Genomic DNA, 10,900 nt, shown 5'->3' with positions numbered 1-10,900 from the left:
CGCCAGTCCCGCCGACATCAGCCCCGCAACGGCGCCGGCAACCGCGGGCCGCGCCGGCGCACCGTGGCGCAGGCCGATCAGCGCGCCGGCCAGGATCGGCAGCGACAGCGCCGGAATCGCCGTCATGCAGACCCGCGAATTGTGGCCAACCAGCCGCGTCATCATCGGCAGCCGCTGTGGCATCATCATCTCGCTGCCGATCGCGGCGACAAGCATGCCGGCTGGAATCAACAGACACCATCCAAGGCCGCGCAGGGAAGCTTCCGGCCGTGACAGATGCAGGCTGACGGCGCAAGCCGAGATCGCGAGCGCCAGCGTCACCGCGAACTTCAGATCGAAGAACGGATTATGTATCGCGGTCATGGCATCGGGCCTGACGCCCAGCTCGGCGAAGAACATCAGAAGCACGACCGGCGCCGCGGCGAGCAATGCCAGCATCAGTACAAGACCGACCGGCCGCGCGCGCGGCACATTGTCGGCGGCAAGGGTTCGAATGAGCTGATCGGTATCCATTCTCATTGTTCCCGCAACTTCGCCGTCAGGCTGGTGAGCCCCCGATGCAACGCCACCCGCACCGCGCCTTCGCTCATTGAAAATCTTGCCGCCGTATCCTTGATCGAGGCGCTTTCGACCGCGATCGCCTGCAGCACGTCGCGCTGGCGAGCCGGCAGCGACCGCAGTTGGGCCGCGATCTCGCTCGCGGATGCCGTCTCCGTGGCGGACTCGCCCGGCAGCGTCTCGGCGAAATCGTCGATACTGACGAAAATCCGTCTTCCCCGGCGTCGCAGCGCATCGATCAGCTTGTTGCGGGCGATCGCAAACAGCCATGGGGCAAACGGGGCGCTGACGTCCCAGGTATGCCGCTTCAAATGCACCGCCAGCAGAATGTCCTGCACGATATCCTCGGATTGATCGACCGGTTGCCCGGCACGCGCCAGACCGCGGCGCGCCGCGGCCCGGAGCACCGGCGTGACGGCCTTGAGCAGGCGATGATACGCCGCATTGTCGCCTGAAATGGCCGACCGCATCAGGCCGGTCCATTCGTCCTCACCTTCGCGCACGCGCGCTCCCACATTGCAATTCGGTCGATCTTTCAATTTGTTACATCTGAACATTTCCGATCACGAATTCGTGATCGGAAATCCTGAAGCAGCGGGATCGAGCGTCCTCGTTCGGGAATCGAGACAGCGGCTTCCATACCGGAGGGCTCATAACATCGATTACACCGGCCTGCACCCGCCGACGCGCGCCAAGGGAGGAATCCCCACCAAAAGGAAAATGGCCGGAAGAGAGGCAAACTCAAGGCCGCCTGCCCTGCTTTCGCCTGTGGCTAGCGCGAAGATTCCCCTTTTCTGCCCCGCTGTGGTCACGCGGCGGGGTCTCTTCTCGCTTCGGGGGGCGGCAAACGGAGAGATTGCCAGATGATTATCAACGCCAGCGGCCGCTCCGCCTTGATACTGGCGACCGGGCTCTTTGTTTGTTTTGCCGAGCCGTCCCCAGCAACCGCGGCCAGCGCAGACGAAACGGCGGCAACTTCGAAATCGGAACGCGCGACGTCCGGCAAGTACCTCAAACACGGCGCGCGGCACTGGAAACGGTACGCGCATCGTCGATATGGCAGGGTAGCGTCGAAGTCCTCCGACACGTCGAAATCCTCCGAGACCAGGAAAGCCGACACCAACGTCGCTGACGCCAAGGGTCTCAATAAGGGTCTCAATTTATCCGCGAGCGCTGGCTTACCCGCGATCGCTGGCCCGGTCGCCGACGCCAACGCGCAGATGACGTCCGCAATTCCGCCGGCGGACAGCGCCGCGGCGATGTCCGCGAAGGCCAGCACGATGCTGTGGGCGGCGGCCGAGAAGCCGGTCGACGCAGCGCCCGCGGCTGACACGCTGTCGGTCGCCTCCGACCAGCTCAACAATGTCGACCGCACCCTGCCACAGAACTCACCCGCGGCCGAGACCGTGGGAATGGCCTCGGCCAGGGCCGCGCCGGTTGTGGCCGATGGCAACGATGGCTCGGATCCGACTTCGCTGATCGGAAAGATTTTCATCGGCTTCGGTGCGCTGCTGACGATGGCCTCCGCTGCGCGGATGCTGATGGCATAAATACGGCGCGGTTCCCGGCGATGCGAAGCGGCGGATCGAACGATGCTTCGTGTCGCCGGGATGGCGCTGCCCGCCATGCGGGACGCAGCGTTGCCCCACTTGAAGCCGATCCCGGCAGCGGGCACATTGCCCGCGCATTCAGGCACCGGGGTGGGTCATGGCCACGTTCGAATACATCATTGTCGAGGGCAGAGGCGCGGTCGGCGTCATCACGCTGAACCGTCCGAAGATGCTCAACGCGCTGTCATTTGGCGTGTTTCGCGAGATCGCGATGGCGGTCGACGACCTCGAGGCCGACGACAGGGTCGGCTGCATCCTGATTACCGGCAGCGAAAAGGCCTTTGCGGCCGGCGCCGACATCAAGGAGATGCAGCCCAAGACCTTCATCGACATGTTCGCCAGCGACTTTGCCGCCATCGGCGGCGACCGCCTCGCCAAATGCCGCAAGCCGACGATCGCGGCGGTCAGCGGCTATGCGCTCGGCGGCGGCTGCGAACTCGCCATGATGTGCGACATCATCATCGCCGCCGACACCGCGAAATTCGGCCAGCCGGAGATCACGCTCGGCACCATCCCTGGCATCGGCGGAACGCAGCGGCTGACACGCGCGATCGGCAAATCCAAGGCGATGGACCTGTGCCTTACCGGGCGCATGATGGATGCCGCCGAAGCCGAACGGTCCGGCCTGGTCAGCCGGGTTGTGCCCGCGGACAAATTGATGGAAGAGGCGTTGTCGGCCGCCGAAAAGATCGCCGCGATGTCGCGTCCCGCGGCCGCGATGGCCAAGGAAGCCATCAACCGCGCCTTCGAGACGCCGCTGTCGGAGGGAATGAACGTCGAGCGTAACCTGTTTCACGCGACCTTTGCGCTGGAAGACCGCTCCGAAGGCATGGCGGCGTTCATCGAGAAGCGCAAGCCGGTGAACAAGAACCGATAGGTCTCGTGCCCCGGATGCGTCGCGTCACTCCGTGCCGCGCCGCGTCCGGGACACGAACCTAGCCGGCGCCCCTGCTCCTCGCCAGCGCCCCGCTGACCAGCGCGCGATAGGCGCGCTCCGCAAGTGTCACCGGGCGATCGAGCCCGAGCCGCGCCAGGCATTCCTGGTCGGCGACGTCTGGCCGGCGGAAAAACCCCTGCCACAGCAATCCCGGCAGCCGAAGCGGTCTCGGCTGCGCCTCCTGCAAGATCTGCAGTGCCGGTATCAGCCGCTGCTCGACCGCGGTGAAATCGCTGCCGAACGGAAATGACGGCAGCAGCCCCGCCTCGCGGGCGGGCCTGAGGGCGTCCGCGATCCGTTCGGGGAAATTCTCGCGATGCGCCGGTGGTATTTCAAAATTCTTCGGCAGCTTGCCGGCTTCCTTGGCAACTTTCGCCAGCTCCGGCTGAAAGCGGGAGTCGGTGATCCGCAGCATCGCCGCGATCACCTCGGCGTCGGATTTTCCTTTCGTATCGGCGACGCCGTATTCCGTGACAAAGACATCGCGCAGATGCCGCGGAATGGTCTCGTGGCCGTAGTTCCAGCGGATATTCGATCGCGTCTTCGCCCCGGCCTGACGCGTCGCCTCCAACGCCAGAATCGACCGCGCGCCCGGAAGCGCGAACGCCTGCGCCACGAAATTGTACTGGCCGCCGACGCCACTTACGACCCGACCGTCTTCCAGGCCATCGGAAATCGCGGCTCCCATCAAGGTCGCCATCATCACATTGTTGACGAAGCGGGCGTCGACCCGCGCCCGCCGTTTTGCGCCTTCCTCGCCGTAAAGTTCATTGGTGAACGACACCGGCATCATCCGGATGCGCGCGAGCTGTTGCGGCGGCATCTCGCGCAGCGCGCGATAGAACGATTTCGGCCCGAGAAAGAACGCGCCGTGCAGCACCACGCCGTCGACGTCGCGCTTGAGGACGCCGGCATCGATCAGGCCGAGAAACGCCTCGAACAGCATTTCGCTGACGCCATAAAGGCCTTGCTCGAAGGCCGCGGTCTCCAGCACTGCGCGCCGTTCGGTGCCTGGCGTGAGCCGCTTCATGATGTCAAGGAACTGTGCGTTGTGGCGATGGCGGATGACCAGCGCCTGTGCCAGCGCGTCGCCGATCTGCCCGATCCCGATCTGCAGCGTGCCGCCGTCGCGCACCAGTCCCGCGGCATGAAGGCCGATCGCATATTTGGTGTCGCTGACCGGCTCGGCCGGCGGGGCGAACAGCGCAAAGTCGGTCTCCGGGCTGTCGAGCACAGCGCTGAATTCGTCCGCGGCGAGATCGCCCGGGCCCGGCATGAACGGCAGTTCGGAATTGACCTGCGCGATCAGTTTGAACGAAGCGGCGCCCTCGCGGCGGGCCCGTAGGATATCCAGCGTGATATCGGTGTTACAGCTCAGGCTGTAGCGGGTGACGCCATCGATGACACGCTTGGCCACCAGCTGGGCCACGACATTGAGCCCGCGCGCCAGCAGATAGGATGACGCGTGGGTATAGTTTGCCGCAATGTAGTGTTGCTGGGCGAACGGCACGTGAAGCCACCTGCCCGCCAGGAAGAAGAACTCCATCACCTTGATGTTGGGCGGCAACGCGCCGGCATGCAGCGCGCCGGCGTAGGCCAGGTCGGGATAGGCGCCGAACAGCCGGTCGATCACTGGACCGATGAAGCGCCACTGGAGCAAATTGCGAGGTTTCGGCTTTTCCAGTGTCAGCGCGGTGAGGAAGGTGAGGTTGATCGAGCGGTCGGCGGCGGCCCGCGCATAGAGCGCATTGGCGATATGGTTGGCTTTGCCGAGCCCGAGCGGCAGCCCGACAACGAGGTTGGTTCCAACCTCGCGGACAATGTCCTCCGCGATCGCTTCGGGGTCGGAGAAGATTTTTGGCATCAAGTTTAGGGATCCGGGACGTGACTGGATCGCCGACCGCCCGTCAGTCGGGCACCAGCCGTCGGATGCTATAACGTATCTGTAGCCGATGCTCGTCTGTGATGAACCGGCAACAGCCAGGATCCGAATTGATGTGCGTTTCTCGCCCGGCAATTTGCCTGTGGCACCGCCGCCCCGTAAACAGGTAGACGAGTCGAACGGCATCGGTCGGCGGACGGCAAAGGTTGCTGCGAGATCAAATGGTTGGGCGTGCCGCTACAGTTGGCCACGTGACAGGGCACCTGCTTCGATCGAGCATTTGCCCTGGCGTGGTGACCTGCGTCGCTCTTGCCGCAGCCACGGTGCTGGGTTTTGCCGCTACCGCGGCCCGGGCGGAAAGCCTCCCGGAGGCCCTGGCCAAGGCCTATCAGACCAACCCGCACCTCAATGCCGAACGGGCGCGTCAGCGTGGCACCGACGAAAACGTACCGCAGGCGCTGGCCGGATATCGGCCCCAGATCGTGGCAAGCCTCTCCGGCGGCCTGCAGGCGGTTCGCAACCTGCTGCCTGACAACACCGTGCAGTCGGCGACCTTGAAACCCTGGCAAATCGGGGTGACGGTGACGCAGACGCTGTTCAACGGCTTCAAGACCGCCAACAGCGTGCGCGTGGCCGAACTGCAGGTGCGATCCGGCCGCGAAGCGCTGCGCAATGTCGGCCAGGGCGTGCTGCTGGACGCCGTCACCACCTACACCAACGTGCTGGCGAATCAGTCGCTGGTCGAGGCGCAGCGGGCCAACGTCGCCTTCCTGCGGGAGACCCAGGGGATCACCCAGAAGCGCCTCAATGCCGGCGACGTGACGCCGACTGATACCGCGCAGGCCGAAGCGCGGCTCAGCCGCGGCCTCGCCGACCTCAACGCCGCCGAGATCAACCTTGCGATCAGCCAGGCAACCTATGCCCAGGTGATCGGCAACCCGCCGGCGCTGCTGCGCCCCGCGGAGACCGTGGACCGCTATCTGCCGCGCAGCCGAGATGACGCCACCAACCTCGCCTTCCGGGAACATCCGGCGGTGATGGCCGCGACCTTCGACGTCGATGTCGCCTCGAGCGTGATTAGGGTTGCCGAAAGCAGCCTGCTGCCGAGCATCACGATGCAGGGCAGCGCGAGCCACAGCAGCCAGTCGGACCAGACGCTCGGCACGTCCAGGACCGATCAGGCGTCGGTGGTCGGCCAGTTGACGCAGCCGATCTATGACGGCGGCACCGCGGCCTCCCAGACCCGTCAGGCCAAGGAACTGGCGGCGCAAAGCCGGCTGGTGCTCGACCAGGTGCGCAACCAGGCGCGGACCGCGGCCGTCAGCGCATGGGTCGCCAATGAAGGCGCCAAGATCGCGGTGGCCGCGTCCGAAGCCGAGGTTCGTGCCGCCACCGTGGCCTTGGCGGGCGTGCAGAAGGAAGCCGCCGGCGGCCAGCGCACCACGGTCGACGTGCTCAACTCGCAGCAGGATCTGATCCAGGCCAAGGCGCGGCTGATCGGCGCGCAGCGCGATCGCGTGATCGCCTCCTACACCCTGCTCAGCGCGATCGGCCGGCTCGATGTCAAGACGCTCGGGCTCAATACGCCGGATTATCTGCCGGAAGTGCACTACCATCAGGTGCGCGACGCCTGGCACGGCCTGCGCACGCCGTCGGGGCAGTGAGCCGAAGCCCTGCTCAAGGCATACGGAAAGATCGAGATCGAACAGCTCCCTGTTCTCGGTCGGCGACACCGTGCGCAGCGAACTATCCGCCAACATCACGCGCATCGATTTGATCGACCTGGCGAAATACTCACAAATTTCGCCACTTCCCTCTGTCCTGACAATGTACGGTCTGGTATGGTTCAGCAAGATATGGTGCTGAGCAACGAGGAGACCCGATGGCCGACACTATCGAAGGACGATCCGAGCGCGTTGACCTGCGGATGACACCGGCAGCCAAACTGACGCTGCAACGCGCCGCCGCCGTTGCCAATAAGACATTGTCAGAGTTCCTGCTGGATACCGGCCTCAACGCGGCCCTGGATACTTTGGCAGACCGCCGGGTGTTTCAACTTGATCAAAAACGCTGGGATGCATTCATGGCGGCGCTCGCAGCCGCTCCCAAGAACAATCCCAAATTGCGGAGACTACTTGCCCGCAAGCCCGCTTGGGAAGAATGATACCCCGCACAACCGGCACCCATGCTCTTGCCCCTCCCGAACCACTTGCACCGGATCACGAGCTGAAAGCATTCGAATCCGGCGTGGTGACGCTGGACCAATGGCTAAAGCGCCGCGCCCGGCGTAACGAAGAGGAAGGCGCATCACGAACATTCGTGCTTTGCGCAGGCCGGCGGGTCGTTGGCTATTACAGCCTCGCTGCCGGATCAATCCTGCATGGCGCGGCAACCGGAAAGGTTCGGCGCAACATGCCGGATCCCGTGCCCGTCTTGCTGCTCGGCAGGCTCGCTGTCGATCGGAGTTGGCATGGCAGGGGGTTAGGGGCAGACCTGCTGTCCAATGCAGTTCTGCGCGCCATCAGCGCGGCAGATGCCGTCGGCGTGCGCGCAATCCTGGTCCATGCCATCTCGGATCAGGCAAGGACCTTCTATGAAAGATACGGCTTTCGCCCCTCTCCCATCGAGCCGATGACCTTGATGATTGCAATCGACGAAGCGAGGAGAATGCTAGGGTAGCGTGGGCCTTGTGAGCAGCACTCCGCCGCGCAGGGCGCGTGCGTTGCCGGGTCAGGACGTGTTACTCTGTCACGAAGAAAATAGCAGGTGTGAAAATCCAGGGAGAACGCCAATGCTGACGCGACGCAGTATGATGCTGGCCTCCATCGCCGCGGGAGCGAGCATGAACAGCAAAACCGTTCTTGCCAAAGCGGCGCAGCCCTCGACGCCGGTGAATTTCGACATCCCGGCCGGCGCCTGCGATTGCCACACCCACATCCATCCGGACCCCGCAAAATTCCCGTTCTTTGCCGGGCGGGTCTACACCCCTGAACTGGCATCCCCCGAGGGGATGACGGCCTTGCACAAGGCGCTGCACATCGAGCGCGTGGTGATCGTGACGCCCAGCATCTACGGTCCCGACAATTCGGCGACGCTGTTTGGCATGAAAGCGCGCGGCGCGACCGCGCGCGGCGTTGCCGTCATCGACGACAAGACATCGGAGGCCGATCTCGACGCCATGGCGCAGGCCGGCATCCGCGGCATCCGGCTTAATCTCGCCACCGGCGGCGTCAACGATCCGACCGTCGGCCGGCCGCGCTTTGCTGCCGCAGTCGAGCGGGTGAAGGCGCGCGGCTGGCATGTGCAGCTGTTCACGAGTCTCGCGATGATTTCCGCGATCAAGGACCTCGTCGCGGCCTCCCCGGTGCCGGTCGTGTTCGACCATTTCGGCGGCGCGCAGGCCGCGCTCGGGGTCGACCAGCCGGGGTTTGCCGATCTCCTGGAACTGGTGAAATCCGGCAAGGCCCATGTGAAAATCTCCGGCGCCTACCGCGCATCCAAACTCGGGCCCGATTATGCCGATGCGGCCCCGCTGGCGCAGGCGCTGATTACGGCCAATGCCGACCGCATCGTCTGGGGCACCGACTGGCCGCATCCGGATTCGGTGACGCCGCCCGGACGGCAGATCACCGACGTGACGCCGCTGTTCCAGATCGACGACGGGCGGCTGCTCAACCAGCTCCCGGTCTGGGCGCCGGACGCCGCCATCCGCAAGAAGATCCTGGTCGACAATCCGGCGCGGCTTTACGGGTTCTGACCGGCCGTTGCTACCGTGCCCGGCGCGAGAACGCCGAGATCAGCACCGGCAACGTTACCAGGATGACGAGCGGCGCCAGCATCATGCCGGTGACGACCACCACGGCCAGCGGCTTTTGCACCTGCGACCCGATCCCCTCCGACAGCGCCGCCGGCAACAGCCCGACGCCGGCGACGACGCAGGTCATCAGCACCGGCCGCAATTGCAGCTCGCCGGTGCGCAGCACCGCCCGCATCCGGTCAAAACCCTCATCGATCAGCTGATTGTACTGCGACAGGATGATGATGCCGTCCATCACGGCGATGCCGAACAGCGCGATGAAGCCGATCGCCGCTGACACGCTGAAGGGGATGCCCGAGATCAGGAGCCCCAGCACGCCGCCGAAGATCGCCATCGGGATCACGCTCATGGCGAGCAGCGTGTCGACCATCGAACCGAAATTGAGGAACAACAGCACCGCGATCAGCGCGAGGCTGATCGGCACCACGATCGACAGCCGCTTGATGGCATCCTGCAGATTGCCGAACTCGCCGACCCACTCGACCCGCGATCCCGACGGAAGCTGGACCTGGCTCGCGACCTTTTGCTGGGCTTCCTGGATCGCGCTGCCGAGGTCGCGTTCGCGCACCGAGAATTTGATCGGCAGATAGCGTTCCTGCTGCTCGCGGTAGATGTAGGCCGCGCCCGAGATCAGGTTGATCGAGGCCACTTCGCTCAGCGGTATCTGGGTTATTCCCCCGCTCGCGCCGGCCACGCCGATCCGCAAATTATGGATCGCTTCGGCGCTTTTGCGATATTCGGGCGCCAGGCGGACGATGATCGGGAAATGCCGGTCGCTGCCGGGCTCGTAGAGATCGCCGGCGCTGTCGCCGCCGACCGCGACCTTGATGGTGGCGTTGATATCGCCCGGCGACAGGCCGTAGCGCGCGGCGCGCGCGCGATCGATATCGATCTGGATGGTGGGCTGGCCGAGCGAGGTGAACACCGCGAGGTCGGTGATGCCCTGCACCGTGGAGAGCACGGATTTGATCTTGTTGGCGGTATCGGTCAGCGCCTGCAGATCGTTGCCGTACAGCTTGATCGAGTTCTCGCCCTTGACGCCCGATACCGCCTCCGAGACGTTGTCCTGCAGATATTGCGAGAAGTTGAAGTCGACGCCGGGGAATTTGTTTTGCAGCTCCGCCAGCAGCTGGCCGGTGAGTTCTTCCTTGTCGTGGGTGCCGGGCCATTCGCCCGCCGGTTTCAGCGGCGCGAAGAACTCGGCATTGAACAGGCCGGCGGCATCGGTGCCGTCATCCGGGCGTCCATGCTGCGATACCACCGATTCCACTTCCGGGCGGGCACGGATCAGCTTGCGCATCTCGTTGACGTAAGCGTTGCCCTCCTGCAGCGAAATCGTCGGCGGCAGCGTGGCGCGAATCCACAAGTTTCCTTCCTCGAGCTTGGGCAGGAATTCGAGGCCGAGCAGGCGCGCGAACGCGATGGTCATGATCACAAGACCCGCGGCGGCGGCCATCACGATCCTGCGGTTTGCGATCGCCCAGTCCAGCACCGGCACGTAGAGCCGGTCCAGCCGCTTCACGATCCAGGTCTCGGTCTCGTCGAGATGCGCGGGCAGGATGATCGCGCTCAGCGCCGGCGTCACCGTGAAGGTCGCGAGCAGACCGCCCACCAGCGCATAGGCATAGGTCCGCGCCATCGGACCGAAGATATTGCCTTCGACGCCGCTCAGCGTGAACAGCGGCAGGAACGCGGCGATGATGATGGCGGCGGCAAAGAAGATCGAGCGCGATACGTCGGCCGCGGCCGACAGGATCGCATGGCTCTTCATTCCCATCGTGGTCTCGAAGGAGATGTGGCTGCGCTCGGCTTCCGACAGCGCCGTGGTTTGCGACAGGCGGCGGAAAATCGCTTCCACCATGATCACGGTGGCATCGACGATCAGACCGAAATCGATGGCGCCGACCGACAGCAGGTTGGCGGATTCGCCGCGCAGCACCAGGATGATCACGGCGAAAAACAGCGCGAACGGGATCGTCGCGCCGACGATCAGCGCGCTTCTGAGATCGCCGAGGAAAATCCATTGCAGCAATACGATCAGGAGCATCCCGACCACCATATTGTGCAGCACCGTGGCGGTGGTGATGTCGATCAGG

Annotated in this window: 10 protein-coding genes; 5 read left to right on the top strand and 5 right to left on the bottom strand. The window is 64.6% G+C overall.

All coding sequences use genetic code 11. From position 1 onward, the window contains the following. The 3 genes from WCE35_RS07075 to WCE35_RS07065 form a co-directional block, all read right to left on the bottom strand. Positions 1–513 (bottom strand): NrsF family protein (locus WCE35_RS07075; RefSeq protein WP_424592635.1); only part of this gene is annotated, 513 nt, incomplete at its 3' end. Between the two features lie 2 nt (positions 514–515). Continuing rightward, positions 516–1,061 carry a sigma-70 family RNA polymerase sigma factor gene (locus WCE35_RS07070; protein ID WP_424592634.1) on the bottom strand — a complete coding sequence of 182 codons (546 nt, stop codon included), beginning with the start codon at positions 1,059–1,061 and terminating at the stop codon, positions 516–518. A 305-nt stretch (positions 1,062–1,366) separates the two neighbouring features. Next, positions 1,367–2,254, bottom strand: coding sequence for a hypothetical protein (locus WCE35_RS07065; RefSeq protein ID WP_424592633.1), 888 nt, complete (start codon positions 2,252–2,254; stop codon positions 1,367–1,369). An 11-nt stretch (positions 2,255–2,265) separates the two neighbouring features. Between WCE35_RS07065 and WCE35_RS07060 the strand changes: the two genes are divergently transcribed. Continuing rightward, positions 2,266–3,045: an enoyl-CoA hydratase gene (locus WCE35_RS07060; protein ID WP_424592632.1), complete on the top strand. Its 780-nt coding sequence runs from the start codon at positions 2,266–2,268 to the stop codon at positions 3,043–3,045. Positions 3,046–3,103: 58 nt separating this feature from the next. On the opposite strand, the gene WCE35_RS07055 is transcribed toward WCE35_RS07060, so the two are convergent. After that, positions 3,104–4,969, bottom strand: coding sequence for an acetyl-CoA hydrolase/transferase C-terminal domain-containing protein (locus WCE35_RS07055; RefSeq protein WP_424592631.1), 1,866 nt, complete (start codon positions 4,967–4,969; stop codon positions 3,104–3,106). A 239-nt stretch (positions 4,970–5,208) separates the two neighbouring features. Here WCE35_RS07055 and WCE35_RS07050 point away from each other — a divergent pair, with 239 nt between their 5' ends. From WCE35_RS07050 to WCE35_RS07035, 4 genes are all read left to right on the top strand, one after another. After that, on the top strand, positions 5,209–6,651 hold the full coding sequence (locus WCE35_RS07050; RefSeq protein WP_424592630.1) for a TolC family outer membrane protein: 1,443 nt from the start codon (positions 5,209–5,211) through the stop codon (positions 6,649–6,651). Between the two features lie 218 nt (positions 6,652–6,869). Beyond that, the gene (locus WCE35_RS07045; protein ID WP_424592629.1) at positions 6,870–7,151 is read left to right on the top strand and encodes a DUF1778 domain-containing protein; all 282 of its coding nucleotides are present in this window, start codon (positions 6,870–6,872) and stop codon (positions 7,149–7,151) included. Then, the gene (locus tag WCE35_RS07040) at positions 7,148–7,666 is read left to right on the top strand and encodes a GNAT family N-acetyltransferase (RefSeq protein WP_424592628.1); all 519 of its coding nucleotides are present in this window, start codon (positions 7,148–7,150) and stop codon (positions 7,664–7,666) included. Before WCE35_RS07045 ends, WCE35_RS07040 begins: the two co-directional genes overlap by 4 nt. 112 nt (positions 7,667–7,778) lie before the next feature. Further along, entirely contained in the window at positions 7,779–8,744 is a 966-nt protein-coding gene (locus WCE35_RS07035) for an amidohydrolase family protein (protein WP_424592627.1), read from the top strand. A 10-nt stretch (positions 8,745–8,754) separates the two neighbouring features. Here WCE35_RS07035 and WCE35_RS07030 read toward each other — a convergent pair. Continuing rightward, positions 8,755–10,900: efflux RND transporter permease subunit (locus WCE35_RS07030; protein ID WP_424592626.1), on the bottom strand; the 2,146-nt coding region annotated here is incomplete at its 5' end.

This window comes from Bradyrhizobium sp. (assembly GCF_049691595.1).
GTDB lineage: Bacteria > Pseudomonadota > Alphaproteobacteria > Rhizobiales > Xanthobacteraceae > Bradyrhizobium.
The sequence above is the reverse complement of the archived record's forward strand: the minus strand, read 5'-3'. Positions and strand labels throughout refer to the sequence as shown.

Excerpts from the sequence above, each read along its gene's own strand:
- WCE35_RS07060 (WP_424592632.1), top strand. The coding sequence starts at position 2,266 with ATGGCCACGTTCGAATACATCATTGTCGAGGGCAGAGGCGCGGTCGGC.
- WCE35_RS07055 (WP_424592631.1), bottom strand. The coding sequence starts at position 4,969 with ATGCCAAAAATCTTCTCCGACCCCGAAGCGATCGCGGAGGACATTGTC.
- WCE35_RS07050 (WP_424592630.1), top strand. The coding sequence starts at position 5,209 with ATGGTTGGGCGTGCCGCTACAGTTGGCCACGTGACAGGGCACCTGCTT.
- WCE35_RS07045 (WP_424592629.1), top strand. The coding sequence starts at position 6,870 with ATGGCCGACACTATCGAAGGACGATCCGAGCGCGTTGACCTGCGGATG.
- WCE35_RS07040 (WP_424592628.1), top strand. The coding sequence starts at position 7,148 with ATGATACCCCGCACAACCGGCACCCATGCTCTTGCCCCTCCCGAACCA.
- WCE35_RS07035 (WP_424592627.1), top strand. The coding sequence starts at position 7,779 with ATGCTGACGCGACGCAGTATGATGCTGGCCTCCATCGCCGCGGGAGCG.